Below are 21,433 nucleotides of genomic sequence, written 5' to 3'. Positions count from 1 at the left end.
TGATGGACATGGGTATCCGCGGACGCAGGGCGCTGGTCTGCGCCGCCAGCAAGGGCCTGGGCAAGGGCTGCGCCATGGCTCTCGCCGGCGAGGGCGTCGAGCTGACCATCGTGGCGCGTACCGCCGAGACGCTGGAGGCGACGGCCGAGGCCCTGCGCCAGGCCTACGGCGTGCCGGTCGCCGCCGTCGCCTGCGACATCACCACGCCGGAGGGCCGCGAGAAGGCGCTGGCCGCCTGCCCGAACCCGGACATCCTGGTCAACAACGCCGGCGGCCCGCCCCCGGGCGACTTCCGCGACTGGACCCGCGACGACTGGATCGCGGCGCTGGACGCCAACATGCTGACGCCGATCGAGCTGATCAAGGCGACGGTCGACGGCATGATCGAGCGCAAGTTCGGGCGCATCGTCAACATCACCTCCTCGGCCGTGAAGGCGCCGATCGACATCCTCGGCCTGTCGAACGGCGCGCGCGCGGGCCTGACCGGCTTCGTCGCCGGCATCGCGCGCAAGACCGTGGAGCACAACGTCACGATCAACGCCCTGCTGCCGGGGCCCTTCGACACCGACCGCCTGCGCGGCACCGCGGAGGCGACGGCGAAGAAGACCGGCAAGAGCCTGGAGCAGGTCTTCGAGGAGCGCCGCAAGGCCAACCCGGCGAAACGCTTCGGCACGATCGAGGAGTTCGGGGTCGCCTGCGCCTTCCTGGCCAGCGCCCACGCCGGCTACATCACCGGCCAGAACCTGCTGCTCGACGGCGGCGCCTATCCGGGCACGCTGTAGCCGCCCCGGGGCCGACCGCGACCGCACGCCGCCGCGCCATATTGACAGGCCACCCGAACTAGACCGATCCTGATAGTCGTCTAGTTTTATGACGGTTTCATGACACTCGCACATGGGTGGCAGGGGCGCAGGGGTGGTAGGGCGCATGACCGGGGTCTTCGCCGATCGTCCGGCGGCCGATGGCTGAGGAGATCGAGCTCAAGCTGAGCATGGCGCCGGCGCAGCTGGAGAAGCTGCGCCGGCATCCTTTCGTGCGGATGATCGCGCAGGGCCGGGCCAAGCGTCGGCGCCTGGTCGGCACCTACTTCGACACCGAAGAGCTGCTGCTGCGTGACCGGCGGATGGCGCTGCGGCTGCGCGAGACCGGGGGGCAGCGCCTGCAGACCCTCAAGATCTCGCCCGACAGCTACGCCGCCCTGGCCGCCGAGCGCGGCGGGGCGGCCTACCGGACGCGCGACGCCGAGCTCGCCGGCATCCAGCACCTGATCGAGCACGAGAGCGCGACCGAGAGCGACCGGCCCGATCCTTTGCTGGTCGCCGACGAGACCCTGCGCGCCTTCCTGCTCGACGAGCGGCTGGCAGAGCGCCTGGAACCCGTCTTCTCGACCGACATCGACCGGCGCACCTTGCTCCTGCGCATGGCCGACGCCGAGATCGAGCTGGCCCTCGACCTCGGGGAGATCCGCGCCGACAGCCGCAGCGAGGCGATCAGCGAAGCCGAGCTGGAGCTGAAGTCGGGCCCGCCGGCGCGGCTCTACGAGCTCGCTCTCTTGCTGTCCGAGGAGCTCGCCTTCCGCCTGGAGCCGCGCAGCAAGGCGGCGCGCGGCTACGACCTGTTCGCAGCGGCCGCGCCGGCGGCCAGCAAGGCCGCCAAGCCGGAGCTGCGCACCTCGATGAGCGCTGCCGAGGCCTTCGACCTGCTGGCGCGCGGCTGCCTCGAGCAGATGCGGGCCAACGAGTCGGCGGTGCTGGCCGGTGCCGATCCCGAGGGCGTGCACCAGTTGCGCGTCGCGGTGCGCCGGCTGCGCGCCCTGGTCTCGCTGATGCGCTCGATCATGGCGCCGGACGCCGTCGCCTTCCTCAAGGAGGAGCTGCGCTGGCTGCAGCAGAGCCTGGGGCCGGCGCGCGACTGGGACGTCTTCCTGCTGGAGACCCTGACGCCGCTGGCCCGCCGGCTGCCCGCGGAACCCAGCCTCGGCCGCCTGGACAAGGCCGCGGCGGCGGCGTGCACCCAGGCCTATGGCACCGCGCGGGCGGCGCTCTGCGACGTGCGCTATAGCCGCCTGCTGCTGCGGCTGGCGCTGTGGCTCGAGGACGGCGGGTGGCGGCGGGAGGGCTCCGACGCGGTGGGCCGTCCGGTCGCCGCGCTCGCCGCCTCGCTGCTCGACAAGCGCGCCAAGGCGCTGCGGAAGAGCGCACGCAGGAGCAAGGGGCGCGGCGAGGCGGAGCTGCACGAGGTGCGTATCGCCGCGAAGAAGCTGCGCTACGCCGTCGAGTTCTTCCGCGGCCTCTACGGCGCCAAGGCGGTCAAGCGCCTGCTCCAGCGCCTCGTTGCGCTGCAGGACACCCTGGGCACGCTCAACGACGCGGTGGTCGGCCACCGACTGATCGAGGAGCTGGAGACCGCCGGCGGCGCCGATCGGAAGCGCCGCCTCGAGCCCCGGGCGGCCGGTCTGGTGATCGGCTGGCAGGCGGCGCGGATCGAGGCCGACCTCGGCCGCTTCGCCGAGGCCTGGCGGGCCTACCGGGCGGCCAAGCCCTTCTGGACGCGCTGACGGCGCCCCACCTCGAAGCGGCAAGCCGGAGGATCGCGGCTCATGGAGCATCTGGAGCAGCCCGACCCCTTGACCTGGGACGATCGTCGTCTCTGGTTCGAGGCGCGCCAGCAGGAGCAGGCGCGGCACGGCGGCAGCCGCTTCTCGGAGCAGGCGACGGCGCTGACCGTCGAGCTCCAGGCGTGCTACTGCGCCGGCGCCTGGGTCGCCTGCGTGATCCTGGCCGGCGCCATCGTCGAGTCGCAGGCCGAGGTCTCGGGGCGACACGAGGCGGTGCCGGCCGAGGAGCTCCTCTGGCTGCGCGGCCTGCGCAACCGCCTGCTGCACGAGAACAGGGCCGAGCCCCTGCTGACGCTGGAAGACCACTGGGTTCGGCGACCCGACTGGGAGGCGGCGGCGCGCCGGGCGGTTTCGCTCGTCTTCCTGGCGATGTATCCAGGGGCGTGAAGCCAGCCGAGGAGCAGGAACGATGGGTGAGTTGAACGGCAAGGTCGCGGTGGTCACCGGCGGCGGACGGGGCATCGGCGCGGCGATCGCCGAGGCGCTGGCGGCGGCGGGCGCCGCCGTCGTGGTCACGGCGCGCGGCCTGTCGGCCTGCGAGGTCGTTGCGGCGCGCATCCGCGAGGCTGGCGGCACGGCCCAGGCCGTGGCCTGCGACGTCAGCCTGCCGGCCGAGGTCGAGTCCCTGGTCGCCGCCGCGCGCGAGGCGTACGGGCCGGTCGACATCCTCGTCAACAACGCCGGCGTCATCCAGCCGATCGGGCCGCTCGCCGACTGCGACGCCGAGGACTGGCTGGACAATTTGCGGATCAACCTGGGCGGGCCGTTCCTGATGGCGCGCGCGGTGCTGCCCTCGATGGTCGAGCGCGGCGCCGGGGTCCTCGTCAACATCTCCTCGGGCGCCGCGCACCGGCCGCTCGAGGGCTGGAGCGCCTACTGCGCCGGCAAGGCGGGCCTGGCCATGCTGACCGGCTCCCTGCACCTGGAGTACGGCGCCAAGGGCGTCCGGGTGTTCGGTTTCGGCCCCGGCACGGTGGATACCGAGATGCAGGTCCAGATCCGCGCCAGCGGCATCAACCCGGTCAGCCGCATTCCCCGCGCGGAGCTCGCCAAGGTCGAGCGCCCGGCCGCCGTCGTCGCCTGGCTGTGCGGCGAGGCCGCCGCCGACCTGGCCGGCCAGGAGCTCTCGATCCGCGACGAGGAGCTGCTGAAGCGGGCCGGTCTGTAGCCATGGCGACCCACGAGCGGCAGGCCCTGGTCCGCGTCCATGGCCGCGTCCAGGGCGTCTGGTTCAGGGCCTGGACGTTGCGGGAGGCGCGCCGGCTCGGGCTCGACGGCTGGGTGCGCAACCGCCGGGACGGCTCGGTCGAGGCGCTCTTCGCCGGCAGCGCCGAGGCGGTCGAGGCGATGCTGCAGCTGTGCCAGGAGGGGCCGGAGCGCGCCCGGGTCGAGACGGTCGAGGTCGCCGAGTCGGAGAAGAGCCCGGCGCCGGGCTTCGAGCAGCGGCCGACGGCCTGAGGCGCCCTTGGCCCCTGAGGGTGGCAGCCCTTCGAAAGCGAGGCTTTTCAGGTCGCGCGGTCCTGCCTAACCTGTCGACCATGATCGACTTCGACGAACCCGAGCCGGGCCGGGACTACGTCCACCGCCCCGGCTCCTACGCCATCGCCTTCAAGCCGGGCAGCGGCCTGTTGCTGGTCGAGACCAAGGACGGCTGGGAGATCCCCGGCGGCGGCGTCGAGCCGGGCGAGACCGGCGAGGAGGCGCTGGCCCGCGAGCTGCTGGAGGAGACCGGCTACCGTCTGGTCGAGGCGCGGCCGCTGATCTGCCTGCGCCAATGGCTGACCAAGCCGGACGAGGGCAAGTTCTTCCACAAGCACGCGACCTTCTACCAGGTCGCGCTGGAGGACAGCGGCCGGCCGCCGAGCGAGGCCGGCCACCGGCCGTTCTGGGGCTCGCCGGTCGAGGCCTCGGGGCGCATGGCCGAGAGCAGCCACGAATGGATCCTCGGACTCGTCGTCGAGCGCCTGCTCGAGAAGCTCCGGGCCGCCTGATGACCCGCCTTGCGATCGATCCGGTGACGCCGCGCCTGGGCGCGTGCGTGACCGGCCTGGACCTGTCGCGCCCGGTCTCCAAAGGCCTGGCCGAGGACCTGCGCCAGGCGCTCGCCGAGCGGCTGGTGCTGTTCCTGCCGGAGCAGAACCTCGACATCGCCGCCCTGAAGCGCGCGACCGGGATCTTCGGGCCGGTGGCCCGGGTGCCCTACGTCGAGCCCTCGCCGGAGGACCCCGACGTCGTCGCGGTGCTGAAGGAGGCCGACGAGGGTCGTATCTCGACCTTCGGCGGCGACTGGCATTCCGACTTCTCCTTCCTGGAGCAGCCGCCCGGCGGCTCGCTGCTGCAGGCGGTCGAGCTGCCGCCGGTCGGCGGCGACACGCTGTGGGCCGACCAGGTGACCGCCTGGGAGACCCTGCCCGAGGAGCTGCGCGCGCAGCTCGAGGGTCGCCGGGCGATCCACACCGGCGCACCCTACGGCGCCAGCCGCGCGCCCCAGGGCGCCACCAGCCGCTCGATCAGGATTACCCGCGGCGATCCCGAGGCCGACCGCGAGCGCGCCCATCCCGCGGTGCGCCGCCACCCCTGGAGCGGCCGCGCGGCGCTCTTCGTCAACCCGATCTACACGACCCGCCTGGAGCATCTGGGGGAGGCCGAGAGCGCGCCGATCCTCTCGCGGGTCTACGCCCACGTCACCCGGCCCGAGTTCTGCTGCCGGCACCGTTGGCGACCGGGCGACCTGGCGATCTGGGACAACCGGGCGACGCTGCACTTCGCGGTGAACGACTATGACGGCCACCGCCGCCTGCTCCGGCGCACGACCTTCGAGGGCGAGGTCCCCGTCGCCGCCTGAGCGCTGGCGAGGCAGGGCGCTACTTGGCGTCGCGAGGTCTTGACGCGCCGATTTCGATGCGATATTTCTAGAATCATGGAAACACGCCAAGCCGCCCGCTGTCTCGAGACGCTCGGCCACCCGACCCGGCTGGAGGCCTTCCGGCTGCTCGTCAAGGCGGGCCCCGAGGGCCTCCCGGTCGGCGAGGTCCAGGCGCATCTCGATGTGCCCGGCTCGACCCTGTCGCACCATATCGCGCTCCTGGTTCGCGCCGGCCTGGTCGAACAGCGGCGCGAGGGCCGGGTGCTCCGCTGTGTCGCCGGCTTCAGGCTGATGAACGAGCTGGTCGGCTTCCTGGCCGACGAATGCTGCCGCGGCATCGCCGCCCCGGCACCCCGGCGCGAAGCGGGCTGAGGCGACCGCGCCGAGGCCGCCGCCGTCGAACTGTGCCTAAATGATTCGATAATTCGGGAAGGATAGGAAGATGTCCGAGCAGACTCTCCGCACCCCCTCGCCGCTGTGGGACCGCCTGCGCCGCCTGGGGCGGGAGCGGGTCTGGCTGGCCAGCGCCGGCCTGCTGCTGCTGCTGGCGCTCGTCGTGCCGCGCCAGGCCCTCGAAAGCCTGACCTTCACCCTCGGCTCGCTGTGGTCGATCGCGCCCTTCCTGCTGCTTTCGGTAGTCAGCGCGGCCTGGCTCAAGGCGGCCGGCGCCGATCGCCTGATCGCCCGGGTCGTCGGCCTGTCGCCGGGCCTGGCGATCCTGGCCGGGGCCGCGCTCGGTGCGCTCTCGCCATTCTGCTCCTGCGGGGTCGTGCCGATCGTCGCCGCCCTGCTGGCGGTCGGCGTGCCGCTGCCGGCGGTCATGGCCTTCTGGATCGCCTCGCCGCTGATGGACCCGGAGATGTTCCTGCTGATGCTGCCGATCGTCGGCCTGGAGTTCACCCTGGCCAAGACCGCCGCCGCGGTGGCCATGGGCCTGCTCGCGGGGACGACGGTCTGGCTGCTTCAGGGCCGTGGCCTGCTGGCCGCTCCGCTGAAGACCCTGCCGGGCGGTTGCGGCGGCTGCGGCGGCCCGAAGCTGCCGACCGGCGAGACCCGCTGGGCCGTCTGGCGGGAAGCGCCGCGCCGGGCGCTGTTCGGCGCCGAGGCGGTGGCGGCCGGCGGCTTCCTCCTGAAGTGGCTCAGCCTCGCCTTCCTGCTCGAGAGCCTGATGGTCGCTTGGCTGCCCCAGGAGCTGGTCGCGGACACCCTGGGTGGCGAGGGGCCCTGGACGATCCTGCTCGCAGGGCTCGTCGGCGTGCCCGCCTACCTCAACGGCTATGCCGCCGTGCCGCTGATCGACCGGCTGATGAGCGACGGCATGGCGCCCGGCGCGGCCCTGACCTTCCTGCTCGCCGGCGGCGCCAGCTCGGTACCGGCGGCGATGGCGGTCTGGGCGCTGGTGCGCCGGCCGGTCTTCGGCCTCTACCTGGGTCTCGCCCTGGCCGGCAGCGTCGCCGCCGGCCTCCTCTTCCAGACGGTCGCGGGATAGGAGCCGCGTGTCCTCGCCGGAACCTTCCCCGCGCTGCGGCGGTTGCCGCGTTCATGATGCAGCGCAACATCCGCCTCGACCGCAAGCGATCCCTCGCCTTCTCGGAGGCTGGGGCGGGGCCGCCGGTGATCCTGATCCACGGCGCCCTGGCGACCGGCGCCGACTGGCCGCCGAGCCTCTGCGACTGGCTGGTTGGACGGGGTCGCCGCGTCATCGCCCTCGACCGGCCCGGCCATGGCAACAGCCGGCGGGCCCGCTTCGACGGCGCGGCGCGTGCCCAGGCCCGCCAGATCCAGGAGGCGCTGGCACCGGAGCTGGAGGCGCCGGCGCTGGTCGTCGGCCACTCCTTCGGCGCCCTGGTGGCGCTGGCCTGGGCCGAGCAGGCGCCGGCCGCGGTCGCCGGCCTGCTGCTGCTCGCGCCCATGGCGCTGCCGGAGGTGCGACCCTTCGAGCACGCCTTCCTGGCGCCCCAGGCGACGCCGGTGCTGGGGCCGATGCTGTCGCGGGCGATGGGCCCCCTGTTCGGGCGGGGCACGCTGGACGCCTTGCACCGCCAGATGTTCGCGCCGCAGCCGGTGCCGGAGAGCTGGCGCGCGCGCTACCCCTATGAGCAGGTCGGGACGGCGGAGCACCTGGTACGAGAGGGGGAAGATGCGGCTGCGGTCTCGCCCTTCTCTCCAGAGGCCTATCTAGAGCTGTCCCGGATTCGCACGCCGGCCCGCATCGTGGCCGGCGAGGCGGACCTCATCGTCGACCCGCGGCGCCAAGCGCTGCCGCTGTCCCGCCGTCTGCCGGCGGCGGGGCTCACCCTGGTCCCGGGGGTCGGGCACATGGTGCACCACTACGCCCAAGACGCGGTGCGCGCAGCGCTGACGGAACTGCTGGCCGAGGTCGCTGCCTAGGGAAGTCGCGCCGGCCGGCGGCCGTCGGGGCCGAAGACCTCGCCGAAGGCGGCCAGCATCGCGGCGTCGACCTCCTCGAGCGTCGCGCGGACGCCCAGGCGGGCGAGCGAAGTCACGCCGTGTCCGCGGATGCCGCAGGGCACGATGCCTTCGAAGTGCGACAGGTCGGGATCGACGTTGAGCGCGACGCCGTGGAAGGAGACCCAGCGGCGCAGCCGCACGCCGATCGCGGCGATCTTGTCCTCGCGGCCCCATTCGCCGGTGTAGGGGCCGCGGTCGACCCAAATGCCGACCCGGCCCTCGCGGCGCTCTCCCTTGACGCCGAAGCGCGTCAGGCTGCGGATCAGCCACGCCTCGAGATCGCGCACGTAGGCGCGGACGTCGGGGTTGCGCCGCTTCAGGTCGAGCAGCAGGTAGCCGACACGCTGGCCGGGGCCGTGATAGGTGAACTCGCCGCCCCGCCCGCTGCGATAGACCGGGAAGCGCGCCTCGAGCAGGTCGGCCTCGTCGGCGCTGGTGCCGGCGGTGTAGATCGGCGGGTGCTCGAGCAGCCAGGCGAGCTCGGGAGCGCCCTCGTCGCGGATCGCGGCGACCCGTGCCTCCATCGCCGCGACCGCCTCGGGATAGCCGACCGGCTGCCGCTCGATCCGCCATTCGACGCCCGTGGGGGCCTGCGGCCGGGCCTGCCCGCGGCTTTCCTGAACGCTCATGGCGCATACCTAGCAGCCGGGCCGCCCCTTGTCTTCGCCGGCCGTTCCAGTACCTTGACCCGCATCCCCCGGCGCCAAGGTACCGGAGCGGCCGGGGGGATCCATCACGGACACGAGACTCAGGACGGGAGGCGCCGATGGCCGACACGCTCTCCGAGGCCGCGCTGGCCTATCACCGCCAGCCTCGCCCCGGCAAGCTGGAGGTCGTCGCGACCAAGCCCTTGGGCACCCAGCGCGACCTGGCGCTGGCCTATTCGCCCGGCGTCGCCGCGGCCTGCCGCGCGATCGTCGACGACCCCGACGAGGCGGCGACCGTCACCGCCAGGCAGAACCTGGTCGGAGTCATCACCAACGGCACCGCCGTGCTCGGGCTCGGCGCCATCGGTCCCCTGGCCAGCAAGCCGGTGATGGAAGGCAAGGCGGTGCTGTTCAAGAAGTTCGCCGGCATCGACGTCTTCGACATCGAGCTCGACGCCCTCGACCCCGACAAGCTGATCGAGATCGTCGCGGCGCTGGAGCCGACCTTCGGCGCGATCAACCTCGAGGACATCAAGGCGCCGGAGTGCTTCGAGGTCGAGCGCCGCCTGCGCGAGCGCATGTCGATCCCGGTGTTCCACGACGACCAGCACGGCACGGCGATCATCGTCAACGCGGCGATCTATAACGCCCTGCGCCTGCTCGGCAAGAAGGTCGAGGAGGTCAAGGTCGTCTGCTCGGGCGCCGGCGCCGCGGCGCTCGCCTGCCTGGACCTGCTGGTCAGCCAGGGCGCCCGGCGCGAGAACATCTGGGTCAGCGACATCGAGGGCGTGGTCTACGAGGGCCGCGAGGTCCTGATGGACCCCTACAAGGCGCCCTACGCCCAGGACACGCCTCACCGCCGGCTCGACGACATCATCGAGGGCGCCGACATCTTCCTCGGCCTGTCGGCGCCGGGGGTGCTGAAGCCGGAGATGGTCGCGCGCATGGCGGCCGATCCCCTGATCCTGGCGCTCGCCAACCCGGTACCGGAGATCATGCCCGAGGAGGCGCGCGCGGTGCGGCCAGACGCGATCATCGCGACCGGCCGTTCCGACTACCCGAACCAGGTCAACAACGTGCTCTGCTTCCCCTTCATCTTCCGCGGCGCGCTCGACGTCGCCGCGACGACCATCAACGAGGAGATGAAGCTCGCCTGCGTCAAGGCGATCGCCGACCTGGCCCAGGTCGAGGCCTCCGAGGTGGTGGTCAAGGCCTATGGCGGCGAGACGCCCGGGTTCGGGCGCGACTACCTGATCCCGAGGCCCTTCGACCCGCGGCTGATCCTGAAGATCGCGCCGGCGGTGGCCCGGGCGGCCATGGAGAGCGGCGTCGCGCGGCGGCCGATCGAGGACTTCGAGGCCTACCGCCAGACCCTCTCGGAGTTCGTCTTCCGCTCCGGCCTGCTGATGAAGCCGGTGTTCGAGAAGGCCAAGCAGGATCCCAAGCGGCTGTTCTTCGCCGAGGGCGAGGCGCCGCGCGTGCTCCGGGCCGTGCAGATCCTGGTCGACGAGGGCCTCGCGCTGCCGGTGCTCTGCGGCCGCCCGCGGGTCGTCGAGAAGCGCATCGTCGAGTGCGGGCTGCGTCTGCGCATCGGCCAGGATTTCGAGCTGGTCAATCCGCTCGACGACCCCCGCTACAACGACTACTGGCGCCAGTACCACGCGCTGCTGGAGCGCGAGGGCGTGACCCCCGACCGCGCGCGCACAGTGGTGCGCACCGACGCCACGGTGATCGGCGCCCTGGCGGTGCTGCGCGGCGACGCCGACGCGCTGATCTGCGGCGTCGAGGGCCAGTACCGGACCCACCTGACGCACATCGAGCAGATCATCGGCCGGGCGCCTGGCGTCCACGATCTCTCGGCGCTCAGCCTGGTGATCACCCGTTCCGGGACCTTCTTCATCGCCGACACCTACGTCTCGGAGAACCCGGCGGTCGAGGAGCTGGTCGAGATGACGGTGCTGGCGGCCGAGGCAGTGCAGCGGCTCGGGATCCCACCCAAGATCGCCCTGCTGAGCCACTCCAACTTCGGCAGCCACCACGACGCCGAGGCCACGAAGATGCGCCAGGCGGTGTGTATCCTGCACGACAGCTACCCCGACCTCGAGGTCGAGGGCGAGATGCATGCCGACGCCGCCCTGTCCGAGGAGATCCGCGCCAACGTCTTCCCCAACTCGAAGCTCAAGGGGTCGGCGAACCTGCTGATCATGCCGCGGCTCGACGCTGCCAACATCGCCTTCAACCTGCTCAAGGTCGCCGGCGAGGGCCTGCCGGTCGGGCCGCTGCTGATCGGCACCAACCGGCCCGCTCACATCGTCACGCCCTCGGTGAGCGCGCGCGGCGTGGTCAACGTCAGCGCGCTCGCCGTGGTCGAGGCCCAGGGGCGGGCCGGGCCCGAGGGCGCGCTCTACGAGGGGCTCTCCTTCGAAGGTGCCTTCACCGGCGCCGGGGGAGACTGAGGGCGTGGCCGACAGCCAGGCCGAGCGGCCGCCCGAGACGGCCCCCGAGGACCTCGGCTTGACCGACGAGACGGTGCGCGCCGTCGAGATTGCGCTCGATTCCGGCCGTGTCGACGAGGTCGAGGACCTGATCGAGGACCTGCACCCCGCCGATATGGCCGACCTTCTGGAGAGTGTCAGCCGCGAGGAGCGCGCGCTGCTGCTCGAGATCGTCGGCTCCGCCCTCGACCCGGACGTCCTGACCTACCTGGATTCGGCGCTGCGCGACGAGGTCGCCGAGAAGCTCGGGCCGAGGGAGACGGCGCAGATCCTCAAGCGCCTGGAGTCGGACGACGCGCTGGAGTTCTTCGAGGACCTGTCGGAGGAGCTGCGCGTCCAGATCCTGGCGCGCGTACCGGTGACGATCCGGCGCCTGCTGCAGGAGGGCCTGGAGTACCCCGAGGAATCCGCCGGACGCCTGATGCAGCGCGAGGTCGTCGTGGTGCCGGCGATCTGGTCGGTCGGCGACACCATCGACTACATGCGGCAGCACAAGAAGCAGATGCCGCAGGACTTCTACGACCTCTACGTCGTCGACCCGCGCTACAAGCCGATCGGCAAGCTGCCGCTCAGCCGGGTGCTGCGCAACAAGCGCCCGGTCAAGATCGTCGACATCATGCAGCAGGACCTCAACCCCATCCCGGTCGGCATGGACCAGGCGGAGATCGCCTACCTGTTCAAGCAGTACTCGCTGCTCTCGGCGCCGGTCGTCGACCCGGCCGGCCGGCTGGTCGGGGTGATCACTGTCGACGACGTCGTCCACATCGTCGAGGAGGAAGCCGAGGACGACCTGCTGAAGATGGGCGGCGTGTCTGAGACCGACCTCTATTCGGCGGCCTGGGAAACGACCCGCTCGCGCTCGACCTGGCTGTTGGTCAACCTCGGCACGGCCGTGCTCGCCTCCCTGGTCATCGGCCTGTTCGAGGCGACGATCCAGCAGATCGTCGCGCTCGCCGTGCTGATGCCGATCGTCGCCTCCATGGGCGGCAACGCCGGGACCCAGACCGTGACCGTCGCGGTGCGCGCCCTGGCGCTCAAGGAGCTGAGCGGCAAGACCGCGCGGCGCTTCGTCTGGAAGGAGCTGATGGTCGGCCTGGCCAACGGGTTCCTGTTCGCCGTGCCGGTCGGCGCCGTCACCTGGCTGTGGTTCCAGCAGCCGCTGCTCGGCGGCGTGATCGCCGCGGCGATGGTCGTCAACATGCTCTCGGCTGGCCTGTTCGGCACGCTGATCCCGCTCGGCCTGGAGAAGCTGAAGATCGACCCCGCCGTCGCCTCGGGCGTCTTCCTGACCACGGTCACCGACGTCGTCGGCTTCTTCGCCTTCCTGGGCCTGGCCGCGGTCATCCTGTTCTAGGCCGGCGCATCGCGGCAGGCCGGCCCGGCAACTGGACTCTGGCGCATCCGGCGCGCCATACTTTGACGCGGGGCACGGGATCGCAGGAGGTGGCGATGCTTGACGAGAAGCAGGTCCGGCAGTTTCGCGAGGAGGGCTACCTGATCGTGCGCGGCTGCGCCACGACCTGGGAGGTGGCGGCGCTCAATGCCGAGCTCGACGGCTGGATCGAGGAGAGCCGGCAGCACCGGGAGAACTGGGGCACCACGGCCGACGGCAAGCATATCTTCGATCTCGAGCCGGGGCACTCGTCCGTGCAGCCGAGGCTGCGCCGGGTCACCAACCCCGCCGACTTCTCGGACGTCTACCGCACGGTCCTCTTCGACGGCGGCCCGGTCGACGCCGCGGTCGACCTGCTCGGCCCCGACGTCAAGTTCCATCACTGCAAGATCAACATCAAGATGCCGTCGATGGAGACCTACGTCGGCTGGCACCAGGACCATCCCTTCGAGCCCCACACCAACGATTCCCTGGTCGTGGCCCTGGTCATGCTCGACGACATGACCGAGCAGAACGGCGCCCTGCAGGTCGTGCCGGGCAGCCACCGCACCCACTACAGCCACTACCAGGACGACCGTTTCGCGGGCCAGATCGACCGCTGCCTGTGGGACAACTTCGAGGCGCGCTCGGTCAAGCTGACGGGCAAGGCCGGCGACGTCGTCTTCATCGATTCCTGGATGGTCCACGGCTCGCCGGCGAACCGCTCGGACACGCCGCGCCGCCTGCTGATCTGCGACTACACCGCCGCCGACGCCTTCCCGCTGTCGCCGAGCAACATCCTCTCCAGGTACCGCGGCCATGTCGTGCGCGGCCGCCCGACTCGCCTGGCGCGGCTGCGCGGCGGCCCGGTCGAGCTGCCGCCGCTCTACAAGGAGTCCTCCTTTTTCGCGGTGCAGGGGCAGAACGGCGCGGAGAAGGCCGGCGGCGGGGAGCGGGCTGGCCTGATGTAGCCGGCCGCGGTCCGCCCCCGGCGGCGTCATTCCTCTTCTGCGGCCGCCTCGCCGATCCTGCCCAGGGGCACGCGCTCGACGTCGCCGCGCCGGGCGCCGGCCCGCTCGGCGACCCGGTCGAGTTGCTCGAACAGCAGGCGATCGCTTTCCCGGTGCAGTTCCTCGTCGCGCAGCATGTCGTAGCCATGCCAGTCGAGGTGCCGCAGGATCGACAGGCCGCGCGTCAGGGGGCCGTCCATCTGCCGCCCGTCGCGCTCGTCGACCATCCGGTTGTCGCGGGTCAGGACGATGTGGAGGTCGGCAAGCGCGACGCTGTTGTGGCGCTTCTCCACGTCCTTGCCGTCCCACTGGTGGTAGCCGTCGAAGATCTTGAGCTCGACCTCCGCGCCGCCGCGGCGCAGATCGTCGCAGATCGCCCTCATCCGCTCGGTCGAGATGTTGCGGTCCTTGTCGCCGATCATCGACAGCACCGGCGCGCCCGTCGCCGTCGGGTCCTCCAGGCGCGGCACGCTGCAGCCGTAGTAGGCGACGTGGCCGGCGAAGCGCAGGTCGCTGTCCTCCAGGAAAGTGCGGCGGACCTGCTCGTGAGCGGACAGTAGGGTCACCATGCCGCCCCAGGAGAAGCCGATCACCGAGATCGCGCGGGGATTGACCGCCGGGTGCTCGGCCAGGAAGCGCAGTGCGGCGAAGGCGTCGGCGACCATGCTCCAGGTCGAGACGTGCAGGGCGCGCCAGTTGTCGCTGGCGTCCTCGAGGTCCCGGGCCGCGAAGCTGTCGAGGACCAGCGCCACGTAGCCGGCCTTCGCCAGCTTGTGGCCGTAGGTCAGCTCGCGCTCGGGCTTCTGCCCGCCCAGGCCGTGGGCAACGACCACGGCAGCCCGGTTCGTCGCCTCGCCGGCGGGCAGGTAGAGCTGGCCGCCGGTCTCGCGCAGCCTGCCCTCGGCGGGGTCGGCCGCCTCGGCCGGAGAGGAAGCGTCCTGGCTGGGAAAGGTGACGTGCCGCGAGGGCCAGCGCTCGCCCTCCAGGACCACCTCGGGAGCCTCGGTCTCGTCGCTCATGTCGTGGTTCCTCGATTGTTCGCCGTCGCGTCGCGCAAGGCAGCCAGCAAGTCGGGATCGGAAATCACTCGCGGCACCTTGTTCTGGCCGCCGAGCTTGCCGCGGCTGCGCATCCAGTCCGCGAAGCCTCCGGGCGCTGCGGCGACCACCTCCGGCGCCTTCATCTGAAGGTCGTTGGCGCGGTGCTCGCGGTAGTCGTCGTTCAGCTCCGCGAGCCGGGCGTCGAGGCGCTCGGTGAAGGCCTGGAGACGCGAGTCGTCCGGCCGGTGCCGAGCGAACTCGACGACGAAGAGATGATGGCCGCGGCGCTCCTCGTCGGCCGGGAAGACCGGCCCGACCGAGAAGTCGGCGACCTCCTCGCCGATCGTCTCGGCGGCCTCGGTGACGGCGCGCACGATCTCCTCCTCGATCAGGTGCTCGCCGAAGGCGGAGAGGGACGAGCTGGTCCGGCCGGTGACCAGGATCCGCGGCGGGGCCAGCTCGACGAAGCGCACCGTGTCGCCGAGGATGTAGCTCCAGGCGCCGGCCGCGGTGCTGAGCACGACCGCGTAGTTGACCCCGGTCTCGACGGTCTCGAGCCAGAAGCGTCGGGGGGCGCTCGCCTCCAGCTCCTCTACGGGCACGAACTCGTAGAAGATGCCGCCGTCGACCTGCAGGCGCAGGCCCTCGCCGACGCCGCGGTCGGCGACCGCCAGGAAGCCCTCGCTGGCCGGGTAGACCTCGCGCAGGTCGACCTCGGTGCCGGCCAGGAGCTCCTCGTACTGGTGGCGGTAGGGCGCGAAATTGACGCCGCCGTAGACGATCAGCTCGAGGTTCGGGTAGCAGCCGGTCACGCCGCGGCCCTGCCCGGCGGTGAGCTTCTGCAGGAAGAACAGCAGCCAGCTCGCGGTCCCGGCGAGGGTGCGGATGTCCTGCTCGAGCGACAGCGGGCCCAGGACCTCCAGGCGGCGCTCCCAGTCGGCCGGCAGCTCCAGCGAGCGCGGCGGGTAGGTGAAGCCGCGGAACCAGGAGGGCACCTCGCGGGCCGCGATCCCGGTCATGTCGCCGGCCCGCACGCCGGGCGCGAGGCGCTCCAGCTCGGTGCTGCCGCCCAGCATGAAGTTCTTGCCGCCGAGGATCCGGCTGTCCGGCCGGGCGCGCAGGTGGAAGCTCATCATGTCGAGGACGCCGCGGCGGTTGCCCATCAGCGTGCCCCGGGTCACGGGAATGAACTTGCTGGTGCCGCTGGTCGTGCCGGAGGTCTTGGCGACGTAGGGCACCGGTCCCGGCCAGGTGGCGCCGGCCAGCCTGGGGAAGGCCTGCTGCCAATACTCCTCCCAGAAGTCCTCGTAGCGGCGCAGCGGCACCCTGGCCTGGTAGTCGGCGACCTCCCGGATGGCGCCGAAGCCGTGGTCGCGGCCGAACCGGGTGCCGGCGGCGCGGCGCAGCAGGCGCCGGAGCAGGCGCCGCTGCACGGCGACGGCGTCCTGGCGCTCGAGCTGCGCCAGGCGGCGGCGGGCGTAGAGGCGCAGCAGGGGCGTGGCGTCAAGCATCGGGGCGGCTCCGCCCGCTCGGCTCCAGCAGCATCTCATGGCGGTACTCTGCCCGCACGCAGGGCCGGGTCAGCGGCAGCCGGCAGTAGTCGCCGCGCTGCCAGAGCGCCAGCTGGTCGGCGAAGGTCGTGCTACCCAGCCAGCCGTCCTGGCCGCCGAGCAGCACGACGTAGGTCTCGTCGGGCTGGCCGAGATCGGCCAGGAAGCGGGCGTTGGCGCCGAAACCGACCCGGTGGCGCTTCGAGGACAACCCGTGCGCCGTCTTCATCAGCGTCTCGTTGCTGCCGCCGACCGGCAGGTCGCAGAAGCGGTAGCGGCGGCCGATCACCGGCAGGGCGGACAGCGGGTGAGCCAGGACCAGGCGATGCAGGTCGCCCCAGTTGCGGTGGCGCGCGAAGGTCCTCGCCGCCCGGCGCATCGCCCGGCGCGCCGCCTCGGCGATCCGCGGCGGCGGCAGCGTCGCCATGTCCTCGCGCAGCAGATCCCAGGGCTGCAGGCTGCCGCGGTAGAGCGCCATTCCGTCCTTGCCGTGAAGCTGGTGAAGAAAATCGTGCAGCAACAGCTCGAAGGCCAGCGCACCGGCCGAGTCGGCGGCGTGGTGCCCGTTCCAGTCGCGCAGCGCGCGCAGCAGATCCCGGTGCCGCGCCCTGCCGGTGGCGGCGCCGGCCTCGATCGCCGCCACCAGCAGGTCGCGGATCGCCGGCGCCGAGGGCATGGCGACGTCCCGGTGCAGGTGGCGCAGGTCGGCGAGCTGGACGTCGCGGCGCGCCTCCAGCGCCGCGCGCAGCCGCTGCACCCGCTCGTCGGGCGAGAAGAAGAAGCCGACCGGCACCGGCAGCGTGTCGAGCGGCCGGTCGTTGGCCGAGGCGACGAAGCCGGCATCCGGCTCGAACCGGCGGGGCAGGTCCCGGGCGGTGACGGTGCTGGCCCAGTTGCCCAGCGCGTCCGCAGGCAGCACGAGGTCGTTCGGCCGGCCGGCCGGCCGGCGCGGCAGGTGCGCGGCCATGGCCTGGCCGACCCGGCCCTCGGCATCGGCGAAGATCAGGTTCTGGGCGGGCGCCGCGAACCCCTCGATGGCCGTGGTGAACTCCTGCCAGTCGCGGGCCTGCATCATGCCGAGCATGGCGGTGACCTCGTCGCTGCCGCCGTGGCCGATCCAGGTCAGCGCGAGGTCGCGGGCGACGGCGCCGCGGCGGTTGCGGGCGCCGAGCAGCGGCGCGTCGGTGACGATCGGACCATGCTCGGTCTCGCGCAGGTCGCACAGGCGGTCTCGGCCCCAGCGCACGCGGATCCGCTCGCGGCGCGTCCATACCGTCCCTTCGGGCTGGTCGGTGACGTCGAAGAGGTCGCTGCTGGCGGCATGCAGGCTGGTGCCGCTCCAGGCGATGTGCTCGTTGCGGCCGAGCGCAACGACCGGCAGCCCCGGGATCGCGAGGCCGACGACACGATGGCCGGGCCAGGCCAGGCCGAGGGCCAGCCAGTTGTTCGGCGCCATGATCGAGAGATGCGGGTCGCTGGTCAGGAGCGCGCCGCCGGTGCCGCTGCGCTTCGCCGAGACGGCGGCGGCATTGCTGCCGACCCGGCCGAGGCTGCCCCACAGGCGCTCGAGCGCCTCGGCCGGTCCCGTCGCCCCGGCCAGGCTCGGCACCGGCGCGTGCTCCTCCACCGCCATGCGCTCCCAGAGCGCCGACCAGTCGGAGCGCTCGCGCAGCGGCAGCAGGCGGTGCCAGACCCGCCAGGAGAAGTCGAGCGCGGCCAGCCGGCCGAGGGCCAGCACGTGCTCGACGCGCCAGGGTTCCGGCTCGACGCCGAACAGCCGGAACTCCTCGGGCAGCGAGGGGGCCTGCTCGATCGTCCTGTTCACGCCGGCGACGAAGCCGTCGAGCCAGTCCCGGGTCTCCTCCGGCAGACGTGGCAGAAGCTGCGGCACGGCGCGCGGGAAGTCGACGATGCGCAGCGTGTGGTCGAGGTCGACGGAGGCCGGGCCCAGCAGCTCCGAAAGCCGCCCGTAGGCGATCAGGCGCATGATCTCCATCTGCGCCAGTCTCAGGTGCGCGTGGACGGCGCCCAGGGCGACCGCCGCGTCGCGCGCGCTGGCCGCCTCGACGAAGGGGATCTGCTGGTCGCTCCAGTTGATCCGGACCGCCGCCTCGAGCGGCAGGCGCCGCGGAAAGGCGGACAGCCGCTCCGGCAGACTCACCGTCCGCCGCCCGGCGAGCGTGCCGAGGGCGATGCGGGTGGCCAGCCTCAGCAGGCCATAGGCGTTCTGCCAGTGGGTCATCGGGCGGTTCCGGTCTCAAGCCTAGGGCGGCCATGCCCGACCGAAGGGAGGTTCCGGGTGGCATCGCTCCGCGGCCGGGCGATTGTCGTGCGTCAACGGCCGGCTCGCGGCCAGGGTTCCGCGCACTGTCACCGCTGCGCCGCCCGTGGAACATCCCAAGGCTCCGACCCGTTGCAAGCGACGTCTTGCCATTATCCGTTCGGGAGCCTCGCAGCGACCATGGCCAGCCCAGGCGCCACCGCCGCCCAGGACCGGCGGCCCTTGCCGGCCGGCTTCCACGGCCGCCTGCTGCGCCACCTCGCCGTCGAGATCGGCCCCCTCCTGCTGTTCTTCCTGACCTTCCTGTGGCGGGGCCTGCTGTGGGCGACGGCGGTCTATGCGCTGGCCACGGTCGCCGCCTTCGCGGTGACCTGGGCGAAACATCGGCGATTGCCGGTCCTGCCGGGCGTCACCGCCCTGCTGGTGCTGACCTTCGCCGGCCTGACCCTGGTCCTCGACGACTCGACCTTCATCAAGATCAAGCCGACCGTGGTCAACGGCTTCTTCGGGATCGCGCTGCTCGGCGGCTGGCTCCTCGGCTTCAGGCTGGTCGAGAGGGTGCTGGGCTCGGAGCTCAGCCTCAGCGAGACCGGCCTGCGCCTGTTGACGCTGCGCGCCGGCACCTACCTGCTCGGCCTCGCCCTCGCCAACGAGATCGTCTGGCGCTCGCTGCCGACCGAGCAATGGGTGCTGTTCAAGGTCTTCGTGATCGTCGGCTGCAACCTGACCTTCGCCTGGACCCAGCTGCCGCTCGTGCGCCGCCACCTCAGGCGCGGATAGCCCGCCGCGCCTCTTGCCGCGCCGGTCGCCGGCCTCCTAGGATGCCGGGGTTCGGCTGGGATCCAGGAGGCGACATGGACGGCCTTGAGGCGGCGACGGTGGCGGCCTTCCGTCGTGACGGCGCGGTCCTGCTGCGCGGCGTGCTCGACGCCGGCTGGATCGAGACCCTGCGCGCCGGCCTGGAGCGCAACCTCGCCGAGCCCGGACCCTTCGCCCGGCACTACACGCCGGCCGGCGGCAGCGGCGCCTTCCGCGGCGACTACTGCAACTGGCAGCGGATCCCCGAGTATCGCGCCTTCATGGAGCGCTCGCCGGCAGCGGGCTTGGCGGCAGCGCTGATGGAATCGACGTCCGCCCGCGTCTTCCACGAGCACATCCTGGTCAAGGAGCCGAGCACGGCCGAGCGCACGCCCTGGCACCACGACCAGCCCTACTACTGCGTCGAGGGCCGCCAGACCGTCAGCCTGTGGATTCCGCTCGACCCGGTGGCGCGCGCGACCTGCGTCGAGTTCGTTGCCGGCAGTCACGCCTGGGGCCGCCGCTTCCGGCCGACCAAGTTCACCGGCAACAGCTACGAGCGCGGACAGGAGGACGGCCTGGAGCCGACGCCGCCGATCGACGAGCAGCGCGAGCGGTACCGCATCCTCGGCTGGGACCTGGAGCCCGGCGACTGCATCGCCTTCGACTTCCTGACCCTACACGGCGCGCCGGGCAACGCGGCGCCCGACCGCCGGCGCCGCGCCTTCGCCGCCCGCTTCCTGGGCGACGACGTGGTCTATGCCGAGCGCGCCGGCGAGGTCTCGCCGCCCTTCCCGGAGATCGTCGGGCGGCTGGCCGAGGGTGCCGCCCTGCCCGAGACGCTGTTCCCCATCGTCTGGCCGCGCTGACAAGACAAGTCCTTAGAAGGCTAGCCGGGCCGCCGGCGCAGCCCGAGGAGCAGGCAGGCGGTGGCGACAGCGCAGTAGCCGACGAACAGCCAGCAGCTGGTCTCGCCCGACACGCCGAGGTCGAGCAGCAGGCCGAGCAGCGGCGGCCCGAGCGCCGAGGCGAAGACGCTGATCGCCGCCGCCAGCGCCTTGATGCCGCCGAGGTGCCGGGTGCCGTAGAGCTCGGCCCAGAGGGCCGGCATCAGGGTCGCGTTGAGGCCGCTGGTCAGGCCGATGGCGACGAGGTAGGGCCAGGCCGCGAGCGGCGCGCCGAAGCTGGCCAGCAGGGCCAGGCCGAGCGCGAGCGGCGCCAGCAGGCCGGGCAGCAGCCGGCGCGCGCCGACCCGGTCGATGAGCGGCCCGGCGACGATCGCGGCGACGATCCCGGCCGCGGCGAAGAAGCCGTAGCTGCCGGTGATCCAGGCGGCCGACCAGCCCTTGTCCTCGGCCAGGGTCAGGTGGTGGAAGAACAGCGCCGTGACGATCATCGAGGGCGCGGTGACCGCCGGCAGGATGACCCAGAAGCGGGCGTCGCGCAGCACCTCGCGCCGCGACCAGGAGCGCGCCGCCTCCGGGCGCGCCTCCGCCGCCGCGGCCGCGGCCACCCACGCCGTGTGTCGCTGCACGTGACCCTTGAGCAGCCAGAGCGCCGCGGGCAGCAGCACCAGGGCGCAGAGGCCGGCGGCCGCAAGGTAGGTTCCGCGCCAGCCGAGCCAGGCGATCGCCGCGACCCCGGCCAGGGGAAAGACCGCCTCGCCGACGGCGAAGCCGAGGCCGCCCAGGGCGATCGCCTTGCCGCGGCTGCGGTCGAAGTAGCGCGCCATCGACGTCTGGCTGAGGTGGCTGGCCAGGCCTTGGCCGCTGTGGCGCAGCAGGAACACGGCCGGCACCAGCAGCGCCACGGCCGGGACCAGCGCGGCGGCCAGGCAGGCGCCGATCATCAGCGCGATGACGCCGAGCGTGTAGCGGCGCAGGTCGGCGCGGTCGACCAGACGGCCGGTGAAGGGCAGGGCGGCGGCGCTGAGCAGCGTGCCGGCCATGTAGATCCCGCCCCAGGCGCCGTGGCCGAGACCGAACTCGGCCATGATCGAGGGCCCGAAGATGCCGACGAAGTAGGTCTGGCCGACGCTCGAGAAGCAGGACAGCAGGAAGCCGAACCCGAGGAAGCGACGGTTCGCCCGGGCGAACTCCAGATAGCCGATGGCGCGCATGGCCGGAACTAGCCTGGATTTCTCATACTGGAAGGGGTCGTCATCGCTCCTGGCGGGCTCGATCCGCCAGGAGAGGCCTGAAGAGCGTAGCCGAAGCTACGGTCGAAGGCTTCGACGCCGCGGGCGAGCCCGCCAGGAGCGACCCGAAGGGCGTGGGTTATCGCCG

The 21,433-nt window shown here is 72.2% G+C and carries 20 protein-coding genes; 15 read left to right on the top strand and 5 right to left on the bottom strand.

What is annotated here, in order from left to right; genetic code table 11:
* Positions 1 to 2: 2 nt before the first annotated feature.
* The 10 genes from WD341_RS13085 to WD341_RS13040 all read left to right on the top strand — a co-directional run bounded on the left by WD341_RS13085 (position 3) and on the right by WD341_RS13040 (position 7,874).
* Entirely contained in the window at positions 3 to 782 is a 780-nt protein-coding gene (locus tag WD341_RS13085) for an SDR family oxidoreductase (protein ID WP_368425910.1), read from the top strand.
* Positions 783 to 961: 179 nt separating this feature from the next.
* On the top strand, positions 962 to 2,557 hold the full coding sequence (locus tag WD341_RS13080; RefSeq protein WP_368425909.1) for a CHAD domain-containing protein: 1,596 nt from the start codon (positions 962 to 964) through the stop codon (positions 2,555 to 2,557).
* 42 nt (positions 2,558 to 2,599) lie between these two features.
* Entirely contained in the window at positions 2,600 to 3,004 is a 405-nt protein-coding gene (locus WD341_RS13075) for a hypothetical protein (RefSeq protein ID WP_368425908.1), read from the top strand.
* Positions 3,005 to 3,026: 22 nt separating this feature from the next.
* The gene (locus tag WD341_RS13070) at positions 3,027 to 3,785 is read left to right on the top strand and encodes an SDR family NAD(P)-dependent oxidoreductase (protein WP_368425907.1); all 759 of its coding nucleotides are present in this window, start codon (positions 3,027 to 3,029) and stop codon (positions 3,783 to 3,785) included.
* 2 nt (positions 3,786 to 3,787) lie between these two features.
* Positions 3,788 to 4,075 (top strand): acylphosphatase, encoded by a 288-nt coding sequence (locus WD341_RS13065; RefSeq protein WP_368425906.1) that lies wholly within the window; start codon positions 3,788 to 3,790, stop codon positions 4,073 to 4,075.
* An 80-nt stretch (positions 4,076 to 4,155) separates the two neighbouring features.
* Entirely contained in the window at positions 4,156 to 4,608 is a 453-nt protein-coding gene (locus tag WD341_RS13060) for an NUDIX domain-containing protein (RefSeq protein WP_368425905.1), read from the top strand.
* Complete coding sequence (locus tag WD341_RS13055) at positions 4,608 to 5,462, top strand: TauD/TfdA dioxygenase family protein (RefSeq protein WP_368425904.1); 855 nt, start codon at positions 4,608 to 4,610, stop codon at positions 5,460 to 5,462. The genes WD341_RS13060 and WD341_RS13055 overlap by 1 nt, the downstream gene beginning before the upstream one ends.
* Positions 5,463 to 5,537: 75 nt before the next feature.
* A complete protein-coding gene (locus tag WD341_RS13050) occupies positions 5,538 to 5,855 on the top strand; it encodes an ArsR/SmtB family transcription factor (protein ID WP_368425903.1) in 318 nt (105 codons plus the stop codon).
* A 70-nt stretch (positions 5,856 to 5,925) separates the two neighbouring features.
* Complete coding sequence (locus WD341_RS13045; RefSeq protein ID WP_368425902.1) at positions 5,926 to 6,972, top strand: permease; 1,047 nt, start codon at positions 5,926 to 5,928, stop codon at positions 6,970 to 6,972.
* A 53-nt stretch (positions 6,973 to 7,025) separates the two neighbouring features.
* Entirely contained in the window at positions 7,026 to 7,874 is an 849-nt protein-coding gene (locus WD341_RS13040) for an alpha/beta fold hydrolase (RefSeq protein WP_368425901.1), read from the top strand.
* On the opposite strand, the gene lipB is transcribed toward WD341_RS13040, so the two are convergent.
* Positions 7,871 to 8,584, bottom strand: a complete 714-nt coding sequence (gene lipB / locus WD341_RS13035; RefSeq protein ID WP_368425900.1) for a lipoyl(octanoyl) transferase LipB — start codon at positions 8,582 to 8,584, stop codon at positions 7,871 to 7,873. The genes WD341_RS13040 and lipB overlap by 4 nt on opposite strands.
* Before the next feature lie 137 nt (positions 8,585 to 8,721).
* Between lipB and WD341_RS13030 the strand changes: the two genes are divergently transcribed.
* The 3 genes from WD341_RS13030 (at position 8,722) to WD341_RS13020 (ending at position 13,440) form a co-directional block, all read left to right on the top strand.
* The gene (locus WD341_RS13030; protein ID WP_368425899.1) at positions 8,722 to 11,058 is read left to right on the top strand and encodes an NADP-dependent malic enzyme; all 2,337 of its coding nucleotides are present in this window, start codon (positions 8,722 to 8,724) and stop codon (positions 11,056 to 11,058) included.
* 4 nt (positions 11,059 to 11,062) lie between these two features.
* Entirely contained in the window at positions 11,063 to 12,451 is a 1,389-nt protein-coding gene (mgtE, locus tag WD341_RS13025) for a magnesium transporter (RefSeq protein WP_368425898.1), read from the top strand.
* Positions 12,452 to 12,546: 95 nt separating this feature from the next.
* Complete coding sequence (locus tag WD341_RS13020; protein WP_368425897.1) at positions 12,547 to 13,440, top strand: phytanoyl-CoA dioxygenase family protein; 894 nt, start codon at positions 12,547 to 12,549, stop codon at positions 13,438 to 13,440.
* 26 nt (positions 13,441 to 13,466) lie between these two features.
* Here the strand turns inward: WD341_RS13020 and WD341_RS13015 are convergent, their stop codons facing one another.
* From WD341_RS13015 to WD341_RS13005, 3 genes are read right to left on the bottom strand one after another with little or no spacing between them, the layout of a single operon-like run.
* Positions 13,467 to 14,498 carry a dienelactone hydrolase family protein gene (locus tag WD341_RS13015; protein ID WP_368425896.1) on the bottom strand — a complete coding sequence of 344 codons (1,032 nt, stop codon included), beginning with the start codon at positions 14,496 to 14,498 and terminating at the stop codon, positions 13,467 to 13,469.
* Positions 14,495 to 16,030 (bottom strand): GH3 auxin-responsive promoter family protein, encoded by a 1,536-nt coding sequence (locus WD341_RS13010; protein ID WP_368425895.1) that lies wholly within the window; start codon positions 16,028 to 16,030, stop codon positions 14,495 to 14,497. The genes WD341_RS13015 and WD341_RS13010 overlap by 4 nt, the downstream gene beginning before the upstream one ends.
* On the bottom strand, positions 16,023 to 18,311 hold the full coding sequence (locus tag WD341_RS13005) for a penicillin acylase family protein (RefSeq protein WP_368425894.1): 2,289 nt from the start codon (positions 18,309 to 18,311) through the stop codon (positions 16,023 to 16,025). The genes WD341_RS13010 and WD341_RS13005 overlap by 8 nt, the downstream gene beginning before the upstream one ends.
* A gap of 219 nt (positions 18,312 to 18,530) precedes the next feature.
* Here WD341_RS13005 and WD341_RS13000 point away from each other — a divergent pair, with 219 nt between their 5' ends.
* Together WD341_RS13000 and WD341_RS12995 are read left to right on the top strand one after the other, a co-directional pair.
* Positions 18,531 to 19,130 (top strand): inner membrane-spanning protein YciB, encoded by a 600-nt coding sequence (locus WD341_RS13000; RefSeq protein ID WP_368425893.1) that lies wholly within the window; start codon positions 18,531 to 18,533, stop codon positions 19,128 to 19,130.
* 74 nt (positions 19,131 to 19,204) lie between these two features.
* The gene (locus WD341_RS12995; protein WP_368425892.1) at positions 19,205 to 20,017 is read left to right on the top strand and encodes a phytanoyl-CoA dioxygenase family protein; all 813 of its coding nucleotides are present in this window, start codon (positions 19,205 to 19,207) and stop codon (positions 20,015 to 20,017) included.
* Between the two features lie 20 nt (positions 20,018 to 20,037).
* On the opposite strand, the gene WD341_RS12990 is transcribed toward WD341_RS12995, so the two are convergent.
* Positions 20,038 to 21,267 carry an MFS transporter gene (locus WD341_RS12990; protein WP_368425891.1) on the bottom strand — a complete coding sequence of 410 codons (1,230 nt, stop codon included), beginning with the start codon at positions 21,265 to 21,267 and terminating at the stop codon, positions 20,038 to 20,040.
* Positions 21,268 to 21,433: the final 166 nt, after the last annotated feature.

Origin of the sequence: Tistlia sp., from assembly GCF_040905785.1 — a bacterium.
Lineage (GTDB): Bacteria > Pseudomonadota > Alphaproteobacteria > Kiloniellales > DSM-21159 > Tistlia.
This window is presented reverse-complemented; position numbering and strand designations above follow the sequence as displayed.

Bases quoted from the DNA above. Each gene is read 5' to 3' on its own strand.
- lipB (WP_368425900.1), bottom strand. From the start codon at position 8,584: ATGAGCGTTCAGGAAAGCCGCGGGCAGGCCCGGCCGCAGGCCCCCACG.
- WD341_RS13030 (WP_368425899.1), top strand. From the start codon at position 8,722: ATGGCCGACACGCTCTCCGAGGCCGCGCTGGCCTATCACCGCCAGCCT.
- WD341_RS13055 (WP_368425904.1), top strand. From the start codon at position 4,608: ATGACCCGCCTTGCGATCGATCCGGTGACGCCGCGCCTGGGCGCGTGC.
- WD341_RS13065 (WP_368425906.1), top strand. From the start codon at position 3,788: ATGGCGACCCACGAGCGGCAGGCCCTGGTCCGCGTCCATGGCCGCGTC.
- WD341_RS13045 (WP_368425902.1), top strand. From the start codon at position 5,926: ATGTCCGAGCAGACTCTCCGCACCCCCTCGCCGCTGTGGGACCGCCTG.
- WD341_RS13000 (WP_368425893.1), top strand. From the start codon at position 18,531: ATGGCCAGCCCAGGCGCCACCGCCGCCCAGGACCGGCGGCCCTTGCCG.
- WD341_RS12995 (WP_368425892.1), top strand. From the start codon at position 19,205: ATGGACGGCCTTGAGGCGGCGACGGTGGCGGCCTTCCGTCGTGACGGC.
- WD341_RS13005 (WP_368425894.1), bottom strand. From the start codon at position 18,311: ATGACCCACTGGCAGAACGCCTATGGCCTGCTGAGGCTGGCCACCCGC.
- WD341_RS13040 (WP_368425901.1), top strand. From the start codon at position 7,026: ATGATGCAGCGCAACATCCGCCTCGACCGCAAGCGATCCCTCGCCTTC.
- WD341_RS13075 (WP_368425908.1), top strand. From the start codon at position 2,600: ATGGAGCATCTGGAGCAGCCCGACCCCTTGACCTGGGACGATCGTCGT.
- WD341_RS12990 (WP_368425891.1), bottom strand. From the start codon at position 21,267: ATGCGCGCCATCGGCTATCTGGAGTTCGCCCGGGCGAACCGTCGCTTC.
- WD341_RS13015 (WP_368425896.1), bottom strand. From the start codon at position 14,498: ATGAGCGACGAGACCGAGGCTCCCGAGGTGGTCCTGGAGGGCGAGCGC.
- WD341_RS13060 (WP_368425905.1), top strand. From the start codon at position 4,156: ATGATCGACTTCGACGAACCCGAGCCGGGCCGGGACTACGTCCACCGC.
- WD341_RS13010 (WP_368425895.1), bottom strand. From the start codon at position 16,030: ATGCTTGACGCCACGCCCCTGCTGCGCCTCTACGCCCGCCGCCGCCTG.
- WD341_RS13070 (WP_368425907.1), top strand. From the start codon at position 3,027: ATGGGTGAGTTGAACGGCAAGGTCGCGGTGGTCACCGGCGGCGGACGG.
- WD341_RS13020 (WP_368425897.1), top strand. From the start codon at position 12,547: ATGCTTGACGAGAAGCAGGTCCGGCAGTTTCGCGAGGAGGGCTACCTG.
- WD341_RS13080 (WP_368425909.1), top strand. From the start codon at position 962: ATGGCTGAGGAGATCGAGCTCAAGCTGAGCATGGCGCCGGCGCAGCTG.
- WD341_RS13050 (WP_368425903.1), top strand. From the start codon at position 5,538: ATGGAAACACGCCAAGCCGCCCGCTGTCTCGAGACGCTCGGCCACCCG.
- WD341_RS13085 (WP_368425910.1), top strand. From the start codon at position 3: ATGGACATGGGTATCCGCGGACGCAGGGCGCTGGTCTGCGCCGCCAGC.